The sequence below is a fragment of the Pseudomonas sp. WS 5503 genome, assembly GCF_012985385.1.
GTDB classification, from domain to species: domain Bacteria; phylum Pseudomonadota; class Gammaproteobacteria; order Pseudomonadales; family Pseudomonadaceae; genus Aquipseudomonas; species Aquipseudomonas paracarnis.
The window spans coordinates 25,703-51,172 of record NZ_JAAQWI010000002.1; the positions used below are offsets into that span (position 1 = coordinate 25,703).

19 protein-coding genes are annotated in these 25,470 nt (G+C 59.0%); 16 read left to right on the forward strand and 3 right to left on the reverse strand.

Annotation, left to right across the window (positions count from 1 at the left end; genetic code table 11):
• Positions 1-15 precede the first annotated feature (15 nt).
• From HBO10_RS05885 to HBO10_RS05935, 11 genes are all read left to right on the forward strand, one after another.
• On the forward strand, positions 16-2,790 hold the full coding sequence (locus HBO10_RS05885) for an LPS-assembly protein LptD (RefSeq protein WP_034128820.1): 2,775 nt from the start codon (positions 16-18) through the stop codon (positions 2,788-2,790).
• Entirely contained in the window at positions 2,771-4,105 is a 1,335-nt protein-coding gene (locus tag HBO10_RS05890; protein ID WP_136624693.1) for a peptidylprolyl isomerase, read from the forward strand. The genes HBO10_RS05885 and HBO10_RS05890 overlap by 20 nt, the downstream gene beginning before the upstream one ends.
• Entirely contained in the window at positions 4,102-5,091 is a 990-nt protein-coding gene (gene pdxA / locus HBO10_RS05895) for a 4-hydroxythreonine-4-phosphate dehydrogenase PdxA (protein ID WP_034128822.1), read from the forward strand. The genes HBO10_RS05890 and pdxA overlap by 4 nt, the downstream gene beginning before the upstream one ends.
• Positions 5,088-5,900 (forward strand): 16S rRNA (adenine(1518)-N(6)/adenine(1519)-N(6))-dimethyltransferase RsmA, encoded by an 813-nt coding sequence (gene rsmA, locus HBO10_RS05900; protein ID WP_034128823.1) that lies wholly within the window; start codon positions 5,088-5,090, stop codon positions 5,898-5,900. Before pdxA ends, rsmA begins: the two co-directional genes overlap by 4 nt.
• A gap of 232 nt (positions 5,901-6,132) precedes the next feature.
• A complete protein-coding gene (gene apaG / locus HBO10_RS05905; RefSeq protein ID WP_003194726.1) occupies positions 6,133-6,513 on the forward strand; it encodes a Co2+/Mg2+ efflux protein ApaG in 381 nt (126 codons plus the stop codon).
• A complete protein-coding gene (locus tag HBO10_RS05910; protein ID WP_034128824.1) occupies positions 6,513-7,364 on the forward strand; it encodes a symmetrical bis(5'-nucleosyl)-tetraphosphatase in 852 nt (283 codons plus the stop codon). The genes apaG and HBO10_RS05910 overlap by 1 nt, the downstream gene beginning before the upstream one ends.
• Before the next feature lie 9 nt (positions 7,365-7,373).
• The gene (gene glpE / locus HBO10_RS05915; RefSeq protein WP_034128825.1) at positions 7,374-7,703 is read left to right on the forward strand and encodes a thiosulfate sulfurtransferase GlpE; all 330 of its coding nucleotides are present in this window, start codon (positions 7,374-7,376) and stop codon (positions 7,701-7,703) included.
• Positions 7,704-7,988: 285 nt separating this feature from the next.
• Positions 7,989-9,911 (forward strand): PrkA family serine protein kinase, encoded by a 1,923-nt coding sequence (locus tag HBO10_RS05920; RefSeq protein ID WP_003194732.1) that lies wholly within the window; start codon positions 7,989-7,991, stop codon positions 9,909-9,911.
• 113 nt (positions 9,912-10,024) lie between these two features.
• On the forward strand, positions 10,025-11,296 hold the full coding sequence (locus HBO10_RS05925) for a YeaH/YhbH family protein (protein ID WP_034116083.1): 1,272 nt from the start codon (positions 10,025-10,027) through the stop codon (positions 11,294-11,296).
• Positions 11,293-12,858, forward strand: a complete 1,566-nt coding sequence (locus HBO10_RS05930; RefSeq protein ID WP_034128827.1) for a SpoVR family protein — start codon at positions 11,293-11,295, stop codon at positions 12,856-12,858. Before HBO10_RS05925 ends, HBO10_RS05930 begins: the two co-directional genes overlap by 4 nt.
• Positions 12,859-12,921: 63 nt before the next feature.
• Entirely contained in the window at positions 12,922-14,151 is a 1,230-nt protein-coding gene (locus HBO10_RS05935) for a multifunctional CCA addition/repair protein (RefSeq protein WP_034128828.1), read from the forward strand.
• A 129-nt stretch (positions 14,152-14,280) separates the two neighbouring features.
• On the opposite strand, the gene folK is transcribed toward HBO10_RS05935, so the two are convergent.
• Together folK and folB are read right to left on the reverse strand one after the other, a co-directional pair.
• Positions 14,281-14,799, reverse strand: coding sequence for a 2-amino-4-hydroxy-6-hydroxymethyldihydropteridine diphosphokinase (folK, locus tag HBO10_RS05940; protein ID WP_034128829.1), 519 nt, complete (start codon positions 14,797-14,799; stop codon positions 14,281-14,283).
• Positions 14,790-15,143: a dihydroneopterin aldolase gene (folB, locus tag HBO10_RS05945; protein ID WP_032895029.1), complete on the reverse strand. Its 354-nt coding sequence runs from the start codon at positions 15,141-15,143 to the stop codon at positions 14,790-14,792. Before folB ends, folK begins: the two co-directional genes overlap by 10 nt.
• 74 nt (positions 15,144-15,217) lie before the next feature.
• Here folB and plsY point away from each other — a divergent pair, with 74 nt between their 5' ends.
• Positions 15,218-15,787 carry a glycerol-3-phosphate 1-O-acyltransferase PlsY gene (plsY, locus tag HBO10_RS05950; RefSeq protein ID WP_034128830.1) on the forward strand — a complete coding sequence of 190 codons (570 nt, stop codon included), beginning with the start codon at positions 15,218-15,220 and terminating at the stop codon, positions 15,785-15,787.
• Between the two features lie 31 nt (positions 15,788-15,818).
• Here plsY and tsaD read toward each other — a convergent pair whose 3' ends face one another.
• Complete coding sequence (gene tsaD / locus HBO10_RS05955) at positions 15,819-16,844, reverse strand: tRNA (adenosine(37)-N6)-threonylcarbamoyltransferase complex transferase subunit TsaD (RefSeq protein WP_034128831.1); 1,026 nt, start codon at positions 16,842-16,844, stop codon at positions 15,819-15,821.
• 203 nt (positions 16,845-17,047) lie between these two features.
• Here tsaD and rpsU point away from each other — a divergent pair, with 203 nt between their 5' ends.
• The 4 genes from rpsU to HBO10_RS05975 all read left to right on the forward strand — a co-directional run bounded on the left by rpsU (position 17,048) and on the right by HBO10_RS05975 (position 25,469).
• Positions 17,048-17,263, forward strand: a complete 216-nt coding sequence (gene rpsU / locus HBO10_RS05960) for a 30S ribosomal protein S21 (RefSeq protein WP_002551877.1) — start codon at positions 17,048-17,050, stop codon at positions 17,261-17,263.
• Between the two features lie 442 nt (positions 17,264-17,705).
• Entirely contained in the window at positions 17,706-19,676 is a 1,971-nt protein-coding gene (gene dnaG, locus HBO10_RS05965) for a DNA primase (protein ID WP_034128832.1), read from the forward strand.
• A 67-nt stretch (positions 19,677-19,743) separates the two neighbouring features.
• On the forward strand, positions 19,744-21,591 hold the full coding sequence (rpoD, locus tag HBO10_RS05970) for an RNA polymerase sigma factor RpoD (protein WP_034128833.1): 1,848 nt from the start codon (positions 19,744-19,746) through the stop codon (positions 21,589-21,591).
• A gap of 134 nt (positions 21,592-21,725) precedes the next feature.
• On the forward strand, positions 21,726-25,469 hold the full coding sequence (locus HBO10_RS05975; RefSeq protein ID WP_169921954.1) for an EAL domain-containing protein: 3,744 nt from the start codon (positions 21,726-21,728) through the stop codon (positions 25,467-25,469).
• The last annotated feature ends 1 nt before the right edge of the window (position 25,470 follow it).

Consider the following 25,470-nt stretch of genomic DNA (forward strand, 5'->3'; position numbering starts at 1 on the left):
GCCCGGACTAATAAGATGGCATTGAAATCCCCCGCGTTTCGTAGAAAATTTCCGTTGCTGGTAACCGGCAGTCTGCTGGCCTTGCAACCTTTCGCCACCTCATTCGTGGTCGCCGCGGAACAGTATGACTGCTCAGTCTCTGCTTCGGGTGCCTGGGATTGCGCGCCGAAGACCGCCGCCGCCCCATTGCCACCGCGCCCGGTGCATGACGGTGCTGCCGTCAGCTCGGCCAACAGCACGCCGCAAGGCAAAGCTGGCGGCAGCGTCGACGCCGAACCCAAGACCATGCTGGTCACCGAAGCCAAGGGCCGTGGCCTGCGTTCGCGCAGTGCCGACTACAGCCACCTTGACTGGGTACCTCGCGACAAGCTGACCGCAGCACAGTTGGCCGAAACCGGCCCTTACTGCGGCGGCGCCTACATCGAGCCGACTCGTCCTGGCATGAACGACAAGACGAACAAGAGCGATGCGCCGACCTTCATCGGCGCCAAGGCTTCTCGTTACGAGCAGGAGCAGCAGGTTGCTACCCTGGCCGGTGACGTGGTCATGCGCCAGGGCAGCATGCAACTGGAGTCGGACGAAGCCAGCCTGTACCAGGCGGAGAACCGTGGCGAACTGAATGGCAAGGTGCGCCTGCGCGATAACGGCGCCCTGATCGTGGGTGACCATGCCCAGGTCCAGCTCGACACCGGTGCCGCCCAGATCGACAATGCCGAATACGTGATGCACAAGTCACGCATCCGCGGTAACGCGCTGTACGCCAAGCGTGCAGAAAACGCGATCATCCGTCTCAAGGACGGTACGTACACCACCTGCGAGCCGGACAGCAACGCCTGGCAGCTCAAGGGCAACAACATCACGTTGAACCCGGCCACCGGTTTCGGTACGGCGACCAACGCGACGTTGCGGGTCAAGAACATCCCGATCCTGTACACCCCGTACATCTACTTCCCGATCGATGACCGTCGTCAATCCGGCTTCCTGCCGCCGAGCTTCAGCACCGGCAGTGAGACTGGCTTTACATTGGTAACGCCGTACTACTTCAACCTGGCACCGAACTACGATGCCACGTTGTACCCGCAGTACATGACCAAGCGCGGCTTGTTGATGGAGGGCGAATTCCGCTATCTGACCAAGTCGAGTGAAGGGCAGTTTGGTGGGGCGTATCTCAACGACGATAACGATGAGCGCAAGAACCAGACCGATTACGAAAAGACCCGCTATATGCTCAATTGGCAGCATAAAGGTGGGTTGGATTCACGTCTGACGTCACAGGTGGATTACACCCGGATCAGCGATCCTTACTACTTCCAGGATTTGAAGTCGTATGAGGAAGGGGTTGAGAGCCAGGACTTCCTGAATCAGCAAGGTTCCCTGACGTACCGGGGCGACTCATATCAGGCTCGCCTGAATCTCCAGGCATACCAGTTAGCGACGATTTCTCAGATCACACCGTATGATCGGTTGCCGCAGCTCACTCTCAACGGTCAATTGCCATTCCATCCGGGTGGCTTGAACTTTAGTTATGAGACTGAAGCCGTCCGCTTTGATCGTGACTTGGAAAATGGCACCTTTACCGACGAGAACGGTGCAGTGACACCTCGTTTGGATACCAATGTCAGAGGGCTCACCCGCGCAAACGGCACTCGTTTAAACCTTGCGCCAGCGGTTGAATACCCGATGAACTGGACTTACGGTTTTATTACGCCGAAGCTCAAGTACGTCTATACAAAGTATGACTTGGACCTTGATACGATCGGTAAAAACTCACTGGCTGCCGGAGATAAATTCAAAAGCTCCCAAGACCGTGCGGTACCTATCGCCAGCGTAGACAGCGGCCTGTACTTCGACCGCAAAACCAATTGGTTCGGCAAAGACTTTAACCAGACCCTCGAACCGCGGGCGTACTACCTCTACGTACCGAACAAAGACCAGAGTGATATTCCGGTCTTCGATACCAGCGAATACTCGTTCAGCTACTCCTCGCTGTTCCGCGACAACCGCTTCAGCGGCTCCGACCGGATCGGTGACGAGAACAAACTATCCCTGGGCGTAACCAGCCGTTGGATCGAAGAAAACGGCTTTGAACGCCAACGTGTTTCCGTCGGCCAAGCGCTGTACTTCAAGGATCGCGAGGTTCAACTGCCGGGTGTACTGGCCGCTGATCGTGACGACGCTCGCACAGACGTCTCGCCTATCGCTCTGGAATATGAGTTCCGCTTCAACCGCGACTGGCGCGCCACGGCTGACTACAACTGGGACACTGAGAGCCATGCCCCACGTTCCGGCAGCGCAATGTTCCACTACCAGCCGGAAGACAACCCGAACAAGGTCGTCAACCTCGGTTATCGCTATCGCAACGACCAAGTGGTCTACAACCAGTTGACCGGTAAATGGCAGTTCGGTGGCGACTACGGCCAACCAGGCGATCCGAACTTCGTGAAGGATTACTACAAAATCCAGCAACACGACTTCTCGATGATGTGGCCGATCATTCCGCAGTGGAATTTGATCACCCGCTGGCAGTATGACTATGCCCGCAACCGTACCCTGGAAGCCTTCGGTGGTTTCGAGTACGACAACTGCTGCTGGAAACTGCGCGTCATCAACCGTTACTGGGTTTCCAACGACGAATATACCCAGATCGCCCCCCTTAACGAAAAGGGTGACCACGGGCTCTTCTTCCAGATCGTCCTCAAAGGACTCGGCGGCCTGACCGGCGCCAAGGTAGAGAGCTTCCTCGACAAAGGCATTGAAGGTTATCGTGAACGTGAAGACAAAGCTTTCTGAGTGTTTGCGCCCGCTAGTGCTGGGCGCGCTGTTCCTGGGTACTGTTTCGGCACACGCCGCAGTTCAACAGCTGGATAAAGTAGCGGCCATCGTCGACAACGACGTGATCATGCAGAGCCAGCTGGACCAGCGGGTCAAGGAAGTTCAGCAAACCATCGCCAAACGTGGCGGTGGGGTGCCACCGACCAGCGTCCTGGAATCTCAGGTACTGGAACGCCTGATCGTCGAAAACCTGCAACTGCAGATTGGCGAACGTTCCGGCATCCGTATTTCGGACGAAGAACTGAACCAGGCTGTTGGCACCATTGCTCAACGCAACAACATGAGCATTGATCAGTTCCGCGCCGCCCTGGCCCACGATGGCCTGTCCTATGAGGACGCCCGTGACCAGATCAAGCGCGAAATGATCATTAGCCGTGTGCGCCAGCGCCGTGTGGCCGAACGGGTTCAGGTGTCCGAGCAGGAAGTGAAGAACTTCCTGGCTTCGGACCTGGGCAAGATGCAGCTTTCCGAAGAGTTGCACCTGGCTAATATCCTGATTCCTACCCCGGACGGGGCCAACTCTGAGCAGCTCAATGCCGCTGCAGCTAAAACCCAGGCGATCTACGAGCGCCTGAAAGCGGGTGCAGATTTTGCCCAGATGGCCATTGCTCAGTCCGGCAGCGATAACGCCCTCGAAGGCGGTGACATGGGCTGGCGTAAAGCCGCTCAATTGCCACCTCCGTTTGATCGCGAATTGAGCGCCATGGAAGTCGGTGGCATTACCCAGCCAGCCCGCACCCCGGGTGGTTTCATCATCCTCAAGCTACTGGAACGTCGCGGCGGCGAAACCTCGTTGAAAGACGAAGTTCATGTTCGTCACATCCTGGTCAAACCGAGCGAAATCCGCACCGAAGCACAAACCAAGGAACTGGCCCAGAAGATCTATGACCGCATTGAAAGCGGTGAAGACTTCGCCACCCTGGCTAAAAGCTTCTCGGAAGACCCGGGCTCTGCCCTTAACGGCGGCGACCTGAACTGGATCGACCCGAGGGCACTGGTGCCCGAGTTCCAGCAGGTCATGGCCGACACGCCACAAGGCGTATTGTCCAAGCCGTTCAAGACCCAATACGGTTGGCATGTCCTGGAAGTCCTTGGCCGTCGCGCCACGGACAACACCACCCAGGCCCGCGAGCAACAAGCCCTGACCGTGTTGCGTAACCGCAAATACGACGAAGAGCTGCAAACCTGGCTGCGTCAGATCCGTGACGAAGCGTATGTAGAGAACAAGCTGCCAGGCGCCGAGCAAACAGGCACCGACCAGGCAACCCAGTGAAACCCCAGCGTTTCGCGGTGACACCCGGCGAGCCGGCCGGCATTGGTCCAGACCTGTGCCTGCTGCTCGCCTCGCAACCCCAGCCACACCCCCTGATTGCCATTACCAGCCGCGACCTGCTCCTTGAGCGGGCCGCGCAGCTGGGTGTGGCCGTCAACCTGCTGGACGTGGCGCCAGGCAACTGGCCCGACCTGCCGGCCCCCGCTGGCAGCCTGTATGTGTGGGACACCCCGCTGCAGGCCAAGGTGGTGGCCGGGCAGTTGAACACGGCCAACGCGGCATTCGTGCTGCAGACGTTGACCCGTGCGGGCCAGGGCTGCATCGACGGCGACTTTGCCGGCATGATCACCGCACCGGTGCACAAAGGCGTGATCAACGAATCCGGCATCGCCTTTTCCGGCCATACCGAATTCCTCGCGGAACTGACCCATACCGCTCAAGTGGTGATGATGCTCGCCACCCGCGGCCTGCGTGTGGCGCTGGTGACCACCCACTTGCCGCTGCGTGAAATCGCCGATGCGATCACTGCCGAGCGCGTGGAGCGTGTCACGCGCATCCTGCACAGCGACCTGCAACACAAATTCGGCATTGCCCAACCGCGCATCCTGGTCTGCGGGCTCAACCCCCACGCCGGTGAAGGCGGCCACTTGGGCCATGAAGAAATCGACATCATTGAACCAACACTAGAGCGCCTGCGCCAAGAAGGCATGGACCTACGCGGCCCATTGCCTGCAGACACTCTGTTCACCCCCAAATATCTGGAGCACTGCGATGCAGTGCTGGCGATGTACCACGACCAGGGGCTGCCCGTGCTGAAATACAAAGGCTTCGGCGCCGCAGTCAACGTGACACTGGGCCTGCCGATCATCCGCACCTCCGTCGACCATGGCACGGCCCTGGACCTCGCAGGCAGCGGCAAGATCGATACCGGCAGCCTGCACGTGGCCCTGGAAACCGCCTATCAGATGGCCGAGACCCGTATATGACTGAGCATTACCAACACCGGGCGCGCAAGCGTTTCGGGCAGAACTTCCTGCACGACGCTGGCGTGATCGATCGCATCCTGCGCTCAATCCACGCCAAGCCAGAAGACCGCCTGCTGGAAATCGGCCCGGGCCAGGGCGCGCTGACCCAGGGCCTGCTGGCCAGCGGCGGGCAACTGGACGTCGTGGAACTGGACAAGGACCTGATCCCGATCCTCAACCAGCAGTTCGCCGGCAAAGCCAACTTCAACCTGCACCAGGGCGACGCGCTGAAGTTCGACTTCAACAGCCTTGGTGCTGCGCCCAACAGCCTGCGGGTGGTGGGTAACCTGCCGTACAACATTTCCACGCCGCTGATTTTCCACCTGCTGAACAACGCCGGAATCATCCGCGACATGCACTTCATGCTGCAAAAGGAAGTGGTGGAGCGCCTGGCCGCAGGCCCTGGCGGTGGTGATTGGGGTCGTTTGTCGATCATGGTCCAGTATCACTGCCGCGTGGAGCACCTGTTCAACGTCGGTCCGGGCGCGTTCAACCCGCCGCCGAAGGTCGATTCGGCCATCGTACGCCTGGTACCGCATGCCGTGCTGCCGCACCCGGCCAAGGACCACAAACTGCTGGAACGAGTGGTGCGGGAAGCGTTCAACCAGCGCCGCAAGACCTTGCGTAACACCCTCAAGGCCCTGCTGAGCAATGCCGAGATCGAAGCTGCCGGCGTTGATGGAAGCCTGCGCCCCGAGCAACTGGACCTGGCCGCGTTCGTACGCCTGGCTGACCAGCTTGCCATCCAGCCTGCATCCGTAGTGGAATAGGCCGTAAGAACTCGATGCAATCCAATGTGGGAGCGGGCTTGCTCGCGAATGCGCTGTATCAGTCACCAAATGTGTAACTGATGCACCGCCTTCGCGAGCAAGCCCGCTCTCACATTTGCTCCGCGTTATACCGATAACGCTTGCTGGCTGCCCGACACATGTCTGGCCTAGCGCCCTCCTCTTGGCCTAGACTGACCCGCATCTGCTGTCCTTCGCTTTTAAGGCCTCTTGCATGTCCGATCCTCGCTATCAGATAGACGTCAGCGTCGTCACCCGCTTCCTGGCGGACCAATCGCAACCCGAACATAACCGCTTCGCCTTTGCCTACACCATTACGGTGAAGAACAACGGGCTGGTGCCGGCCAAGCTGCTGTCGCGCCACTGGGTCATCACCGATGGCGACGGCCAGGTCGAGGAAGTGCGCGGGGCAGGCGTTGTCGGCCAGCAACCGTTGATCGACAGCGGCGCCAGCCACACTTATAGCAGCGGCACGGTGATGACCTCCAAGGTCGGCACCATGCAAGGCTCGTATCAAATGAAGGCCACTGACGGCCAACTGTTCGATGCAATCATCAAGCCCTTCCGCCTGGCCGTGCCAGGAGCCCTGCACTGATGGCGACGTACGCTGTCGGCGACCTGCAAGGCTGCCTGGACCCTCTCAAGCGCCTGCTGGATCGCGTAGCCTTCGACCCCGCAAATGATCGCTTGTGGTTGGTGGGCGACCTTGTCAACCGCGGCCCCCAGTCCCTGGAAACCCTGCGCTACCTCTATAGCCTGCGTGATTCTTTGGTATGCGTGCTGGGCAACCATGACCTGCACTTGCTTGCGGCCGGCAACAACATCGAGCGCCTCAAAAAAGGTGACACCCTGCGGGAAATCCTCGAAGCCCCGGACCGCGCTCAACTGCTCGACTGGCTGCGCCGGCAAAAACTCATGCACTACGACGAGGACCGCAACATGGCCTTGGTGCATGCCGGTATCCCGCCGCAGTGGACGCTGAAAAAAGCCCTCAAGTGCGCCGCCGAAGTTGAAAGTGCATTGGCCGATGACAACCTGTACACCGCTTACCTCGACGGCATGTATGGCAACGACCCGGTGAAGTGGGACAACGAGCTCACCGGCGTCGCCCGCCTGCGAGTGATCACCAACTATTTCACACGCATGCGCTTCTGCACGGCCGAAGGCAAACTGGACCTCAAGAGCAAGGAAGGTGCCGACAGCGCCCTCCCCGGCTATAAGCCCTGGTTCGCCTACAAGGAACGCAAGACCCGTGACACGAAGATCATCTTTGGTCATTGGGCCGCGCTGGAAGGCAAGTGCGATGAGCCCGGCGTGTTCGCCCTCGACACCGGTTGCGTGTGGGGCGGCGCCATGACCCTGATGAACATCGACACGGGCGAGCGCCACGACTGCCAGTGCGAATCCCCCCTTTCCATTACCCAGCCGGCCGCCACCAAGCCATAGGAGCCCGCCATGACCGAATTCAAACGTATCCCCCCCGAACAAGCCCAGGCCCTGCGCGAGCAAGGTGCTGTAGTCGTCGACATCCGCGACCAGCCTACTTACGCCGCCGCCCACATCAGCGGCGCGCAGCATCTGGACAACGTCAACATCGCCGACTTCATACGCGCCGCCGACCTCGATGCGCCGTTGATCGTCGCCTGCTACCACGGCAATTCCAGCCAGAGCGCAGCCGCGTACTTGATCAGCCAGGGTTTCTCTGACGTCTATAGCCTGGACGGCGGGTTTGAGCTGTGGCGTACGACCTATCCTGCGGAAATTTCTTCAGGCGATTCGCAATAATTTTTTTCACACCCCGCTACCCCGCGTGACGCTTGGGCTTGCGCCGTTTCTGACGAACGGCGCAGCCAAACTAATTGCGCATCGCGCCTTGACCTCCCGGATTCCGAACTATCCTTAAGCGCAGGCCATCCGAATCAGGGGAGAGCCGGTACACCGGCGTACGGGTCATCGGTAACGTTTCAGGGTGTTCTGGGGGGAAAACAGCCATTGGCGTGCGCCAATGACTGCCAGCATCGACTGATTGATCCGGCGTCGGCTCCACGTATCGAGCGAGGTGACGACGTCATGAGTATCTTTAGCCACTTCCAACAACGCTTCGCGTCCACACAGCAGGAAGAACTCACGCTTCAGGAGTATCTCGAGCTGTGCAAGCAGGACCGCAGCACCTACGCCTCTGCCGCCGAACGCCTGCTACTGGCGATTGGCGAGCCAGAACTGGTGGAAACCGCCAATAATTCGCGCCTGTCGCGGATATTTTCCAACAAGGTGATCCGCCGCTATCCGGCCTTTGAAGACTTCCATGGAATGGAAGAATGCATCGACCAGATCGTTTCCTACTTCCGACATGCCGCCCAAGGCCTGGAAGAGAAGAAGCAGATCCTCTATCTGCTGGGCCCGGTCGGCGGCGGCAAGTCGTCCCTGGCGGAAAAACTCAAGCAATTGATCGAAAAGGTGCCCTTCTATGCGATCAAGGGCTCGCCCGTCTTCGAGTCCCCCTTGGGCCTGTTCAACGCCACGGAAGATGGCGCGATCCTCGAGGAAGACTTCGGTATCCCGCGGCGCTACCTCAACACCATCATGTCGCCCTGGGCCACCAAGCGCCTGGCCGAGTTCGGCGGTGATATCAGCCAGTTCCGCGTGGTGAAACTCTACCCGTCGATCCTCAACCAGATCGGCGTGGCCAAGACCGAACCGGGCGATGAAAACAACCAGGACATTTCTGCGCTGGTGGGCAAAGTCGATATCCGCAAGCTGGAAGAATTCCCGCAGAACGACGCCGATGCCTACAGCTATTCGGGCGCACTGTGCCGGGCCAACCAGGGCCTGATGGAATTCGTGGAGATGTTCAAGGCCCCGATCAAGGTGCTGCACCCACTGCTCACCGCTACCCAGGAAGGTAACTACAACAGTACCGAAGGCCTTGGGGCGATTCCGTTTACCGGGATCCTGCTGGCTCACTCCAACGAATCGGAATGGCATACCTTCCGCAACAACAAGAACAACGAAGCCTTCATCGACCGGATCTATATCGTCAAGGTGCCGTACTGCCTGCGGGTCAGCGACGAAATCAAGATCTACGACAAACTGCTATTCAACAGCTCCCTGGCCAAGGCCCATTGCGCTCCGGACACTCTGAAGATGCTTGCCCAGTTCACCGTGCTGTCGCGCCTCAAGGAGCCGGAGAACTCGAACATCTACTCAAAAATGCGGGTGTATGACGGCGAGAACCTCAAGGACACCGATCCCAAGGCCAAGTCGATCCAGGAATACCGTGACACGGCGGGTGTAGACGAAGGCATGAACGGTCTGTCGACGCGCTTTGCGTTCAAGATCCTGTCCAAGGTTTTCAACTTCGACCCCCACGAGATTGCCGCCAACCCGGTGCACTTGCTCTACGTGCTGGAACAGCAGATTGAACAAGAGCAGTTCCAGGCCGAAACCCGTGAGCGCTACCTGCGCTTCCTCAAGGAATACCTGGCGCCGCGCTACATCGAGTTCATCGGCAAGGAAATCCAGACCGCCTATCTGGAGTCCTACAGCGAATACGGCCAGAACATCTTCGACCGCTACGTGCTGTACGCAGATTTCTGGATCCAGGATCAGGAATACCGCGACCCGGAAACCGGCGAAATCCTCAATCGCGTGGCCCTCAACGAAGAGCTGGAAAAAATCGAGAAACCCGCCGGCATCAGCAATCCGAAGGATTTCCGCAACGAAATCGTCAACTTCGTACTGCGCGCCCGTGCCAACAACAACGGCAAGAACCCCACTTGGCTCAGCTACGAGAAGCTGCGGGTGGTCATTGAGAAGAAAATGTTTTCCAACACCGAGGACCTGCTGCCCGTCATCAGCTTCAACGCCAAGGCCAGCAAGGAGGATCAGCAAAAACACAACGACTTCGTCACACGCATGGTCGAGCGAGGCTACACCGACAAACAGGTACGACTGCTCTCCGAGTGGTACCTGCGGGTTCGCAAATCGCAGTAAGGCAGCGGCAAGCGCGCACTGCCAGGCATCCGGCCTGGCAGTTGACCGCTTGTCTCTAAGCTTCCAGCCCGCGGCTTGAAGCTTGTAACGTGAAGCTGCCCGGAGGGCTCCCCATGAGCTATGTGATCGACCGACGCCTCAATGGCAAGAACAAGAGCACGGTAAACCGTCAGCGTTTCCTGCGGCGTTACCGTGACCACATCAAAAAGGCGGTAGAAGAGGCCGTCAGCCGCCGCTCCATCACCGATATGGAGCATGGCGAACAAATCAGCATTCCCGGACGGGACATCGACGAACCGGTGCTTCACCATGGCCGCGGCGGCAAACAGACCGTGGTGCATCCCGGCAACAAGGAATTCACCACCGGCGAACATATCCAGCGCCCACAAGGCGGTGGCGGCGGCAAAGGTCCGGGCAAAGCCGGCAACTCTGGCGAAGGCATGGATGAATTCGTATTCCAGATCACTCAGGAAGAATTCCTCGAATTCATGTTCGAAGACCTCGAACTGCCCAACCTGGTCAAACGCAACCTGACCGGCACCGATACCTTCAAGACCGTACGCGCAGGGATCAGCAACGAGGGCAACCCGTCGCGCATCAACATCATCCGCACCCTGCGCTCAGCCCATGCACGGCGTATCGCCCTGTCCGGCAGCAGCCGCGCCAAACTCAAGCAGGCCAAGGAAGAGTTGGCCCGCTTGAAGCGCGAAGAACCGGACAACTTCGGCGATATCCAGGAAATAGAGGCGGAAATCGAAAAACTCAGCGCGCGCATCCATCGCGTGCCGTTCCTCGATACCTTTGACTTGAAATACAACCTGCTGGTCAAGCAACCCAACCCCAGCTCCAAGGCTGTGATGTTCTGCCTGATGGACGTTTCCGGCTCCATGACCCAGGCCACCAAGGACATCGCCAAGCGCTTCTTTATCCTGCTGTACCTGTTCCTGAAACGGAACTACGACAAGATTGACGTAGTGTTCATCCGCCATCACACCAGTGCCCGGGAAGTGGACGAAGAGGAGTTTTTCTACTCGCGGGAAACTGGCGGCACCATTGTTTCCAGCGCACTGAAGCTGATGCAGGAGATCATGGCCGAGCGCTACCCCGCCAACGATTGGAACATCTACGCCGCCCAAGCTTCCGACGGCGATAACTGGAACGACGACTCGCCAATCTGCCGGGACATTTTGATCAACCAGATCATGCCGTTCGTGCAGTACTACACTTACGTCGAAATCACCCCCCGTGAGCACCAGGCCCTGTGGTTCGAATACGAGCGCATCGGCGAAGCCTTTGCCGACACGTTCGCCCAGCAGCAACTGGTCTCGGCCGGCGATATCTACCCGGTCTTCCGTGAACTCTTCCAGCGCAGGTTAGTGACATGACCGCCAAAAAAGAGAACAAGCGCCAACCCATTTCCACTGGCTCCGAGTGGACCTTCGAACTGATCCAGGCCTATGACCGGGAAATCAGCCGTATCGCGGCGGGTTATGCCCTGGACACCTACCCCAACCAGATAGAAGTCATCACCGCTGAACAGATGATGGATGCCTATGCCTCGGTGGGCATGCCCTTGGGCTATCACCATTGGTCCTACGGGAAACACTTCCTCAGTACCGAGAAGTCCTACACACGCGGCCAGATGGGCCTGGCCTACGAGATCGTGATCAACTCCGACCCGTGCATCGCGTACCTGATGGAAGAAAACACCATCTGCATGCAGGCGCTGGTAGTAGCCCATGCCTGCTATGGGCATAACAGTTTCTTCAAGGGCAACTACCTGTTTCGAACCTGGACCGATGCCAGTTCGATCATTGATTACCTGGTGTTCGCCAAGCAATACATCATGCAGTGCGAGGAGCGCTACGGTATCGATGCGGTAGAAGACCTGTTGGACTCCTGCCATGCGCTGATGAATTACGGCGTTGACCGCTATAAACGCCCCTATCCGATTTCCGCAGAAGAGGAGCGCCTGCGCCAGAAGGAACGCGAGGAGCACCTGCAGAAACAGATCAACGACCTGTGGCGCACCATCCCCAAGCGCGCCGACAAGAACAGCGACAAGGACAATGCGCGCTTCCCCGCCGAACCTCAGGAAAACATCCTGTATTTCCTGGAAAAACACGCACCGCTGCTGGAGCCCTGGCAGCGTGAAATCGTGCGGATCGTACGCAAGATCGCGCAATATTTTTATCCACAGCGCCAAACCCAGGTGATGAACGAGGGCTGGGCGACCTTCTGGCATTACACCCTGATGAACGACCTGTACGACGAGGGCCTGGTCACTGACGGCTTTATGATGGAGTTCCTCACGTCCCATACCAGCGTGGTCTTCCAGCCAGGCTTCGACAGCCCGTATTACAACGGCATCAACCCCTATGCACTGGGTTTTGCCATGTACCGCGATATCCGCCGTATGTGCGAGCACCCCACCGAGGAAGACCGCCGCTGGTTCCCGGAAATCGCCGGCAGCGACTGGCTCTCGACCATCAAGTTCGCCATGAGCAGCTTCAAGGATGAGAGTTTCATCCTGCAGTACCTGTCGCCCCAGGTGATCCGCGACCTCAAGCTGTTCAGTATCCTGGACGACGACCTCAAGGACGACCTGGTAGTACCTGCCATCCACGACGAACCCGGCTACCGCATCATTCGCGAAACCCTGGCCGCGCAATACAACCTCGGTAACCGCGAACCTAACGTGCAGATCTACAGCATCGATGTGCGTGGCGACCGTTCGCTGACCTTGCGTCACCAGCAGCACGACCGCAAACCCTTGGGCGAATCCACTGAGGAAGTGCTCAAGCATCTGCATCGGCTCTGGGGCTTTGATATTCATCTGGAAACCCTTCAGGGCGACCAAGTGATGAAAACCCATCATGTGCCACCGCGCAGCGATCATAACGACAACGACTACGGCCGCCTCGACATGGCCGTCGTTCATCTCTGAAACAGCAAAGCCTCCATTGGCCAAGCTCAGGCGTTATCCTGTGCCGCTAATGGAGGCTTTTTCATGAAAATCTACAAAGTCGGCGGCGCCGTGCGTGATCGCCTACTGGGCATCAAGGTCACCGATATAGACCGCGTCGTCGTTGGCGCGACGGCCGAAGAGATGCTCGCCAAGGGTTATAAACCGGTGGGCGCCGATTTCCCGGTATTTCTCGACCCGAAGAACGGTGACGAATACGCCCTTGCTCGCACCGAACGCAAGAATGGGCGGGGTTACGGCGGCTTTATATTCCATGCGAGCCCCGACGTTACGCTGGAAGAAGACCTGATTCGGCGTGACCTGACCATCAACGCCATGGCGGAGGACGACGAGGGTAACCTGACCGATCCTTATCAGGGCCAACGCGACCTTGAAGCGCGTATTTTACGGCATGTTTCCCCCGCGTTCGCCGAAGATCCACTCCGTGTATTGCGCGTTGCGCGTTTCGCCGCACGCTATGCGCCTCTTGGCTTCACAGTCGCCCCTGAGACCCTGGAGTTAATGCGCCAACTCAGTGAGTCCGGCGAGTTGGAGGCCCTTACCCCCGAGCGCAGTTGGAAGGAAATCTCACGGGCGCTGATGGAAGATCAACCCCAGGTATTTATCCAAGTACTGCGTGACTGCGACGCGCTGAAAACCTTGATGCCGGAGGTGGATGCGCTGTTCGGCGTGCCGCAGCCCGCAGCTCACCACCCGGAAATTGACACCGGCGTGCACACCTTGAGCGTGCTGGAACAAGCTGCCCTGCACAAGCAACCGCTGAGCGTGCGCTGGGCCTGCCTGCTGCACGACCTGGGCAAGGGCCTGACACCTGTGGATAAGTTGCCGCAGCACATTGCCCACGAATATCGCGGCTTGAAGCTGATCAAAGCGGTGAACGAGCGTTTCAAGGTGCCGAGGGATTGCCAGGAGTTGGCCTTGCTGGTGGGGCAATATCATACTCACGGGCATCGAGCGCTTGAACTCAAGGCCTCGACATTGCTGGAGTTGCTGCAAAGCTTCGACGTGTACCGTCGGCCGCAACGCTTTGAGGAGTTCGTGGCGGCCTGCGAAATGGACGCTCGTGGCCGCAAGGGTTTTGAACAGCGCAGTTATCCACAGGCCGATTATTTGCGCGGAGCGGCAAAGGCTGCACGCGAAGTGCCGGTCGCGCCGCTGCTAGAAAAGGGTTTCAAAGGTCCCGAACTGGGCGATGCGCTCAAGCGCGAACGGTTAAGCGCATTGAAAGCCTACAAGGAAAACCCCTTTCCTTAGGCGATGGCCGTTGTGGCGAGGGAGCTTGCTCCCGCGGGACCGGTCTGGCGCTCCAGTGCGAAGCGCTCCCAAGATAGCGGGGCTGCTGCGCAGCGGGAGCAAGCTCCCTCGCCACAACAAGCTCGGCGCCTACAAAAGAGCTTGTGGCGTGAGTGGTTGACCCTGCCACTCGAACGCCACAGGTGCCAATACCTGATCAATCTGCGCGTCTCGCCATAACTCGGCCATTGTCTTGCCCGCCTCAGGGTGCATACGGTCCGGCGCCATCATCGACAGCGGCCACAACACAAAGGCGTTTTTCAGGATTTCGGCTCGCGGCAAGATCAAGCCATCGAAATTGCCCACCAGATCGCCATACAACAACACATCGATATCCAGCGGCAGGCCTTTGCGGTCGGGCGCGTAGCGGCCATTGTCAGCCTCGATGGATTTCAAGCGACGATCCAACTCCATCAACGGCAGGTCGGTATAAGCAGACACCACCAGATTGAAAAACGGCCCACTTTTGATCCCCACCGGCTGGCTTTCGAACACCGCCGAACAGCGCATATCCGTCAAGAAACCCGCCAACGCATCCAAGCCGGCACATAGACGAGCCTCGCGGTCGATATTGCTGCCAAGCCCGAGGTAAACCTGAGTCAACGACATCCGCGCTCGATCTCCACGCCCACGCCCTTGGCAGCCGGTACCGCGCCGGGCTTGGTCAACTTGAGGTGCAGCCAGGGAATCTGGAACTCACTCATCAGCACTTCGGCCAGACGCTCGGCAAAGGTTTCCACCAGTTGGTACTGGGACTGCTCGGCAAAGGCCTGGATACGCGCAGACACCCTGGCGTAATCCAGTGCCAGGGTCAGGTCGTCACCTGCCGCAGCTGGGCGATTATCCCAGGCGAAGCTCAGGTCCAGGCGCAGGCATTGCCGGATTCCGCGCTCCCAGTCGTAAGCCCCGATCACGGTGTCGACTTCCAGGCCTTCGATAAACACTCTGTCCAAGCACTTTTCTCCGCAGCACGACAAGGGCGCGATGCCCCGTTAGAATCAGGGCGTCCTCGCCCGGAATAGTTAGCATGTTTTGGTCACTGGCGATTTTCGCCTACCTGCTCGGCTCGCTGTCCTTCGCCATTTTGCTCAGCCGCTTGACGGGAAACCCCGATCCGCGAATGAGTGGCTCAGGCAATGCCGGCGCAACCAATATGTTGCGCCTTGCCGGCAAGAAACTCGCCGTCCTGACCTTGCTGGGCGACGTTTGCAAGGGCCTGCTGCCCGTGCTGATCGCCAGCCTCGTCGGCCTTGGCTTGCAGCAGCAAGCCTGGGTGGGCCTATGTGCCGTCCTGGGCCACCTGTTCCCGTTGTACTTCCGTTTTCGCGGCGGCAAGGGCGTAGCCACGGCGGCCGGCATGCTGCTGGGTATTTACCCCCCTGCGGCGTTACTGGCCATGCTCGCCTGGCTGCTGACGTTCTACCTGACCCGCACCAGCTCGCTGGCCGCGCTGATTGCTACGCCACTGACCCTGCCGTTGCTGGCCTGGCAGGAACCGCAAGCGCTGTTACCGATGAGCGTGCTGACACTGCTGATCGTCTGGCGCCACCGCGGCAATCTACGCGACCTGTTTGCCGGGCGCGAACGGCATTTTTAAATATCCCGCCTGGACTCGGCGCCCTTGAACCTTACAACGGCGGCAATTGCTCCATCGGCCAGCGCGCCTGCACGCTGATCGCCAGGCTTTCGTGCTGCCCGGCCTGCAAGCGCTGGCAACCGGCATAGGCGATCATTGCGCCGTTGTCAGTGCAGAACTCAGGGCGTGCGTAGAACACATTGCCATTCATGTCGCCGAGCATTTTTTCCAGGGAACTGCGCAACGCCTTGTTGGCGCTGACGCCGCCTGCGATCACCAGCCGCTTCATGCCCGCCTGTTTCAGGGCGCGCTTGCACTTGATGGTCAAAGTCTCCACCACAGCCTGCTGGAACGCCAGCGCGATGTCGCAACGGGCTTGCTGGCCGTCGTCCCCGGCGCTGACGCTCTGCTGCCAGGTGTTCAAGGCAGAGGTTTTCAAGCCGCTGAAACTGAACATCAAGCCAGGACGATCACACATCGGCCGCGGGAAGGTGTAGCGACCGGCAACGCCGTTCTCGGCAAGGCGGGCGATTTCCGGACCACCCGGATAATTAAGTCCCATCATCTTCGCGGTTTTGTCGAACGCTTCACCGGCGGCATCGTCCAGCGACTCGCCCAACAGTGTGTATTGGCCGATCCCGTCCACCTGAACCAGCTGCGTATGCCCCCCCGAAACCAACAAAGCGACGAACGGGAACTCCGGCGGTGTTTTTTCCAGCATGGGCGCCAACAAATGGCCTTCCATATGGTGCACACCAAGGGCAGGAATGCCCCAGGCAAACGCCAACGCCTGGGCGCAAGAGGCCCCAACCAGCAGGGCTCCGACCAATCCGGGGCCGGCGGTGTAAGCAATGGCATCGACCTCGGTTGCCACACAGCCGGCTTCATCCAGCACCTGGCGGATCAGCGGCAGCATGCGCTTGACGTGATCGCGGCTGGCAAGCTCCGGCACCACGCCGCCATAGGCGCGATGCAGGTCGATCTGACTGAACAGTGCATCGGCCAAAAGCCCGCGTTCACTGTCGTATAGTGCGACTCCGGTTTCGTCGCAGGAGGTTTCAAGTCCCAGTACTAGCATGGGTTTGCGCCTTGTAGAGGCTGAATTCGAAGGCGCGCATAATAGTCGCCACTCCCCCTCCCGACTAGCGGTTTTCGATCAGAGGCTTTGCATTCCGGGCAATGAGGGGTTAACATCCGCAACCCTTAAAAACCGACGACCTCAGCCGCGAATTTTTTGCGACGAGAACGTTGATTCCCGGTAATGAAAGAAGGTAGCTCTGGATGCCAGCCGTCAAAGTAAAAGAGAACGAACCCTTCGACGTAGCTCTGCGTCGTTTCAAGCGCTCCTGCGAAAAAGCCGGTGTTCTGGCTGAAGTTCGTAGCCGCGAATTTTATGAGAAGCCAACTTCTGAGCGTAAGCGCAAAGCAGCAGCCGCTGTTAAGCGTCACGCTAAGAAAGTTCAGCGCGAACAGCGCCGCGCCGTTCGTCTGTACTAATACACAGACGTTCGTAGCAAGCTTCTGCCAAGCCCGGCCCTCAGCCGGGCTGTTGGCATTTGCGGATATCGCTTGATGCTTCACCGTCGACGCCGCACATGCGACCGAGACACTGCTTCACACGTCAGGGCTGGCTCTTTTGCCAGCGGTGCACGTCTCTTCTGACGAGCCTAACAAGGCTACTGACGAGCACACCTATTCTTCAAACAGACGATCAACTGTATCGGCTGTGCCCAACGATGCGTTTCCGAGGCCGCCATTGGCCTAGACCGGACGCCCGGGCAACATTTCCATGCCGAAGACTGATCAGAAACTATCCTCAGTAAATATTCGGCAGATACACTCCCTGATGACCCATGCAGACGATGATGATCGAGCACTCCTTACGTGCGCTTGAACACGTTACGGGCCCTCATTTACACGCAGTGATGACGAGAACGCCATGGCCGGGCTGATTCCCCAGAGCTTTATTGACGACCTTCTGAACCGCACCGACATCGTCGATGTTGTCAGCTCACGCGTACAGCTGAAAAAAGCTGGCAAAAACTACACCGCCTGCTGCCCTTTCCATAAAGAAAAAACCCCATCCTTCAGCGTCAGCCCCGACAAGCAGTTCTATTACTGCTTCGGTTGCGGGGCGGGCGGGAATGCCCTGGGCTTCCTGATGGACCACGACAACCTGGACTTCCCCCAGGCTGTCGAGGACCTGGCGAAAGCCGCCGGCATGGAAGTGCCCCGCGAAGAAAGTGGCCGGCCGCACAAACCGCGGCAACCCACCGATTCGCCGCTGTATCCGCTGCTCACCGCTGCTGCCGACTTTTACCGCCAGGCACTCAAGAGCCATCCGCAGCGCAAGGCCGCTGTCGATTACCTTAAAGGGCGCGGCCTCACCGGCGAAATCGCTCGGGACTTCGGCCTCGGCTTCGCTCCGCCGGGCTGGGACAATCTGTATAAACACCTGAGCAGCGACACCCTCCAGCAAAAGGCCATGATCGATGCCGGCCTGCTGGTGGAAAACGCCGAGACCGGCAAGCGCTATGACCGCTTCCGCGACCGGGTGATGTTCCCGATCCGCGACAGCCGTGGCCGCATCATCGCCTTCGGCGGCCGTGTACTCGGGGACGACAAGCCCAAGTACCTGAACTCTCCGGAGACCCCGGTGTTCCACAAGGGCCAGGAACTCTACGGTCTGTTCGAGGCGCGCAAGAACAACCGCAACCTCGACGAGATCATCGTGGTTGAAGGCTATATGGACGTGATCGCCCTGGCCCAACAAGGCTTGCGCAACGCGGTCGCGACCCTCGGCACCGCCACCAGCGAAGAACATTTGAAGCGCCTGTTCCGCGTCGTGCCCAGCGTGCTGTTTTGCTTCGACGGCGACCAGGCGGGCCGCAACGCCGCCTGGCGCGCGCTCGAAGCCACGCTGTCGAGCCTGCAGGATGGGCGCCGCGCACGCTTCCTGTTCCTGCCCGAAGGCGAAGACCCGGACACCCTGGTGCGCTCGGAAGGTACCGACGCGTTCCGCGCACGTATCAATCAACATGCGCAGCCGCTGGCGGATTATTTTTTCCAGCAACTGACCGAAGAAGCCGACCCGCGCTCCCTCGAAGGCAAGGCCCATATGGCCACCCTCGCGGCGCCGCTGATCGACAAAGTCCCGGGCGCTAATTTGCGCACGCTGATGCGCCAGCGCCTGCTGGAGATCACTGGTTTAAGCGGTGAAGCCGTAAGCCAGCTGGTGCACAGCGCCCCGCAGGATGCACCGCCAGCCTACGACCCCGGCATGGATTACGACGCCATGCCGGACTATGCCGACTTCCACCAACCTCAGGAGGCCTTCGTCCCCCAACAGGAATGGACGCCGAAGAAGCCCGGCGCCGGCGGCAAGAAGTGGGACAAAAAGCCCTGGAGCAAAAACGGCAAACGCGGTGATCGCGATGAAGCCTACGCTCCACGCACACCCGTAGCGGTGGAAGCCCCCACATTGATTGCACTGCGCACACTGATTCACCACCCGCAATTGGCCGGTAAGGTTGAAAGCGCCGACCATTTTGCCAACGAGAGCAACACCTACGCCCAGGTGCTTATTGCACTGATCGAAGCCGTGCAGAAAAACCCTAAGCTAAACTCAATCCAGTTGATGGCTCGCTGGCATGGCACGGAACAGGGCCGTTTATTACGGGCACTGGCGGAAAAGGAGTGGCTAATTGACGGCGACAACCTTGAACAACAGTTTTTAGACACCATTAATAGGTTATCCGCGGGTCAACACACTCAGACCCTCGACGAACTTATCAAGAGAGCAAGGCAGCCGGGATTATCGGCTGAAGAGCAAATTCAGATAGCAAAACAGATGCGCGACCTCTTAAAACAGAATGTTTACGCATCAAACCCGACCTCAGCTGGCGTGTGAGGTCATAGCTCGGGTATAATCCTCGGCTTGTTTTTTGCCCGCCAAGACCTTCAGTGGATAGGGTGTTATGTCCGGAAAAGCGCAACAGCAGTCTCGTATCAAAGAGTTGATACTTCTTGGTCGTGAGCAGGGTTACCTGACTTACGCGGAGGTCAACGACCACCTGCCTGAGGATATTTCAGATCCTGAGCAGGTGGAAGACATCATCCGCATGATTAACGACATGGGGATCAACGTATTCGAAGTCGCGCCAGATAAGGATTCCCTTATGCTGGCCGACGCTGATACCGACGAGGCCGCCGCTGAGGAAGCTGCTGCCGCGCTGGCTGCAGTAGAGACCGATATCGGCCGCACGACAGACCCCGTGCGCATGTATATGCGCGAAATGGGTACCGTCGAGCTGCTGACACGCGAAGGCGAGATCGAAATCGCCAAGCGTATCGAAGAGGGTATCCGTGAAGTGATGGGCGCCATTGCGCACTTCCCTGGCACGGTTGACCACATTCTCTCCGAGTACACTCGCGTCACCACCGAAGGTGGCCGCCTGTCTGACGTCCTGAGCGGTTATATCGACCCGGACGACGGCATTGCGCCGCCTGCCGCCGAAGTACCGCCGCCTGTTGATGCGAAAGCCGCAAAAGCGGACGACGACTCCGACGACGACGAAGCTGAAAGCAGCGACGACGAAGAAGAAGCCGAAAGCGGTCCAGACCCGGTCATCGCGGCCCAGCGCTTCGGTGCGGTTTCCGATCAAATGGAAATCACCCGCAAGGCCCTGAAGAAGCACGGTCGCGGCAACAAGCAGGCGATTGCCGAGCTGGTGGCCCTGGCTGAGCTGTTCATGCCGATCAAGCTGGTGCCCAAGCAATTCGAAGGCCTGGTTGAGCGTGTTCGCAGCGCCCTTGAGCGTCTGCGTGCCCAAGAGCGTGCGATCATGCAGCTCTGTGTGCGTGATGCGCGCATGCCGCGTACCGATTTCCTGCGCCAGTTCCCGGGCAACGAAGTTGACGAAAGCTGGAGCGACGCACTGGCCAAGGGCAAGGCGAAATACGCCGAAGCCATCGGTCGCCTGCAGCCCGATATCATCCGTTGCCAGCAGAAGCTGACCGCGCTTGAGACCGAAACCGGCCTGACGATTGCAGAAATCAAAGACATCAACCGTCGCATGTCGATCGGTGAGGCCAAGGCCCGCCGCGCGAAAAAAGAGATGGTTGAAGCGAACTTGCGTCTGGTGATCTCCATCGCCAAGAAGTACACCAACCGTGGCCTGCAATTCCTTGATCTGATCCAGGAAGGCAACATCGGCTTGATGAAGGCGGTGGACAAGTTCGAATACCGTCGCGGCTACAAGTTCTCGACTTATGCCACCTGGTGGATCCGTCAGGCGATCACTCGCTCGATCGCCGACCAGGCCCGCACCATCCGTATTCCGGTGCACATGATCGAGACCATCAACAAGCTCAACCGCATTTCCCGGCAGATGTTGCAGGAAATGGGTCGCGAACCGACCCCGGAAGAGCTGGGCGAACGCATGGAAATGCCTGAGGATAAAATCCGCAAGGTACTGAAGATCGCCAAAGAGCCGATCTCCATGGAAACGCCGATTGGTGATGACGAAGACTCCCATCTGGGTGACTTCATCGAAGACTCGACCATGCAGTCGCCAATCGATGTCGCCACTGTTGAGAGCTTGAAAGAAGCGACTCGCGACGTACTGTCCGGCCTCACTGCCCGTGAAGCCAAGGTACTGCGCATGCGTTTCGGCATCGACATGAATACCGACCACACCCTTGAGGAAGTCGGTAAGCAGTTTGACGTGACCCGTGAGCGGATCCGTCAGATCGAAGCCAAGGCGCTGCGCAAGTTGCGCCACCCGACGCGAAGCGAGCATCTGCGCTCCTTCCTCGACGAGTGATACCAGACCCCCCGGCCCAGGCCGGGGGTTTTGCTTTCTACCGATTGCTTTGACAGATTAACCGCCCCGCACCACCCCACCCTCGCAATGCCCGTCTACACTCGAGACATTCCCCGTGCCATAACGAGACCGTTATGCCCAGATTGCCGACCGTGATACTGCTGTCGCTGCTGACCTGGACCGCAACGGCTGGCGCGTTGACTCTTACGGATGATGAGCGTAGCTGGTTGGCGGACCATCAGGAGCTGCGCCTAGGCGTGGATGCGTCTTGGCCACCTTTTGAATATCGCGATGAAAATGGCCGATATCAGGGCTTGGCAGCCGATTACGTACGCCTGCTCCAGGACCGCCTGGGTGTGCGAATCAAACTGATCGAACCAGTTAACTGGACCGCAGTGCTTGAACAAGCCCGCAATAATCAGCTCGACCTGCTGCCGGGCATTATGTCCACCCCCGAACGCCAAAACTTCCTGGCCTTCACACGCCCCTATCTCGACTTTCCCATCGTCATCCTGGCCCATGAAGGCGGCGCGAAACCACGCAGCCTCAAGGATTTGTACGGGCTGAAAATTGCCGTGGTGGAGAACTACGCCCCCCATGAATTGCTCCGCACCCACCATCCGGACCTGAATCTGGTCGCCCTGCCCAACGTCAGTTCGACGCTGCAAGCCCTGGCCACCGATGAAGTGGATGCCGTGGTCGGCGACCTCGCCTCCAGCGTCTGGAGCCTGCGCCAACTCAAGCTCGACGGCCTGTACGTCAGCGGCGAAACGCCTTACCGCTACCAACTGGCGATGGGTGTCCCGCGGGATGAAAAAATCCTGGTGGGCATCCTGGACAAAGTCCTCGCCGATCTCAGTTCAGCCGAAACTGATGCGATCCAGCAACACTGGGTCGGCAGCTTCACCGATCACCGCACCTTCTGGGCTGACCTGCTCACGTACGGCCTGCCAGCGGTGCTGCTGTTGAGTACAGTGCTGGCGATCGTCATTCGGATCAATCGCCGGCTCAGCTCGGAAATTTCCCGTCGGGTCGCCCTTGAGCAAGAACTGCGAAGCAGCGAGTACCACTATCGCGGCTTGGTGGAGAGCTTGTCCGCCATCGTCTGGGAAGCAAGCATCAGCGACTTCACCTACAGCTATGTGTCGCCCCATGCCGAAGACCTGCTTGGCTATCCCCGCGCCCACTGGCTGATTCCAGGCTTCTGGCGCAACATCATCCATCCCGCTGACCTGACCCGCGCCGAGGCCTATTGCTATCGGGAAACTCGTGCCAACCGTGATCACAGTATTGATTACCGGGTCATCACCGCTGATGGCCGCTGCCTGTGGGTACGTGACATTGTCAGCCTGATCGAACACGGCCACGAGCCGGTGCTGCGCGGCCTGATGATCGACATCAGCGAAGCCAAGCGCACCGAAGAAGCCCTGCAACTGTCCGAGCAGAAATTTGCCTCGGTGTTTCAGCAGTGCCCGGACATCCTGGTGATTGCTCGGTTGTCTGATGGTTGTTTGCTGGAGGTCAACAAGGCATTCGAGGACCAGATTGGCCTGAGCTTTGATGAGGTCGTGGGCAAAACCGCCTCAGATCTGAATATATGGGGCATTCAGGGCGTCGGTCCGGATTTGCTGCAGCGGGTACAGACCACCAGTATCCGTAACCTGGAAATGTCCTTTCTGCGCAGCAATGGTCAGGCATTTACCGGGCTGATCTCAGCTGAGCCGTTCCAACTCGATACCACTGAAGCCTTGGTGGTGGTAGTGCGGGACATCACTCAGCTCAAGGAAACCCAACAGCGGCTGCAAACCTCCGAAGAAAAGTTTGCCAAAGCCTTCCATGCCTCCCCAGATGGCTTACTGCTGAGCCGCCAGAGCGACGGCCTGCTGATCGAAGTAAACGAGGGTTTCAGCCACCTGACCGGATTCACCAGCGCCTCCTCACTCGACCAATCTGCCTTGGACCTGGGCATCTGGGTCGACCTCAACGAACGCAAGCACATGCTGGAATTGATGCAGCGCGACGGTTTTGTCCGCGATTTCATCTGCCATATCCGTCGTGCCGACGGCCAGATTCGCCTGTGCGAAGTGTCCAGCCGCCCACTGCCGATTGGCGACGAAGACTGCATGCTGACCATCGCCCGGGACATCACCGAACGCCAGTTGATGCAGGAAAAACTGCAGCAGGCCGCCACGGTGTTCGAAAGCACCGCCGAAGGCGTCTTGATCACCGACACACGACAGAACATCAGCGCCGTCAACCGCGCCTTCACGGAGATAACCGGCTACAGCGAGGTTGAAGCCCTTGGCCATACCCCGCGCTTGCTCGCCTCCGGCCTGCACGACAGCGCGTTCTATGCGGCAATGTGGCACCAGTTGACGACCCATGGCCACTGGCAAGGAGAGATCTCCAACCGCCGCAAGAACGGCGAGGTGTATCCGAGCTGGCTGACCATCAGCGCTGTGCGTAACCGCGAGCAATTGGTCACGCACTTCGTTGCTGTGTTTGCCGACATCTCCAGCCTCAAGCTGGCCCAGGCCCGCCTGGATTATCAGGCCCACCACGACCCATTGACTGGCCTGCCCAACCGCACCTTGTTTGAAAACCGGTTGCAGGCCGCACTCAACGGCCAGCAGGAAAGTGGTAAACAGGGTGCGGTGCTGTTTCTCGACCTCGACCGCTTCAAGCACATCAACGACAGCCTCGGCCACCCGGTCGGCGACCTGCTGCTCAAAGACATCGCCGTACGCCTCAAGGAGCAGTTGCGGGACGTGGACACCGTTGCTCGCCTGGGCGGCGACGAATTCATCATCCTGCTGCCCGGCTTGCAACAGGCCAGCGACGCCCAGCACTTGGCGAACAAACTGCTCGACTGTTTTACCCCGCCATTCCAGGCCGGCGAGCATGAGTTCTTCATCAGCGCGAGTATCGGCACCAGTCTGTATCCGCAAGACGGTACCGACGTCGCCACCCTGGTCAAAAATGCCGACGCCGCGATGTATCGCTCCAAAGCCAAGGGGCGCAACCGGGTCGAGCGCTACACCCGCGACCTGACCGCCCAGGCCAATGAACGCGTAGCGCTGGAGCACGAACTGCGCCGCGCCATCGAACGTGAAGAATTGAGCCTGTATTACCAACCCAAACGCAGCCTGGTCACCCAACAACTGATCGGTGCCGAAGCCTTGATCCGCTGGCACCACCCGACCTTGGGCGAGGTCCCGCCCGAACACTTTATTGCCCTGGCCGAAGAGAACGGCATGATCCTGCAAATCGGAGACTGGGTACTGGAACAGGCGTGCCGGCAGCTGCACGCCTGGCAAGCGGCTTTCAAGGATTTCGGCCCCCTGTCGGTCAACCTTGCAGGCGCGCAACTGCGTCACCCCAACCTGCTATCACGCATCGAACAACTGCTGCGCGATTACCACCTCGAACCGGGCTGCCTGCAGCTGGAGATCACCGAAAACTTCATCATGAGCCAAGCCGAAGAAGCACTGGCGGTGTTGCACCAACTCAAGCGCCTGGGCGTACAGCTGGCAATCGATGATTTCGGCACCGGCTACTCGTCCCTCAGCTACCTCAAACGCCTGCCCCTGGACTTCCTCAAGATCGATCAATCCTTCGTCCGCGGCTTGCCCGACGACCCTCACGATGCAGCCATCGTGCGCGCCATCATCGCCCTTGGCCACAGCATGCAATTCACCATCATCGCCGAAGGCGTGGAAACCCCGGCACAACAAGCATTCCTCGCAAGCGAGGGGTGTGAACAGATGCAGGGCTACATCGTCAGCCTGCCCCTGCCGCCGGAGCTTTTTGCCGCCAGCTTCCTTCGTACACAGCACAAGGATTTTTCGGATGGCACAGTGAACAAACCATCGCTATAAT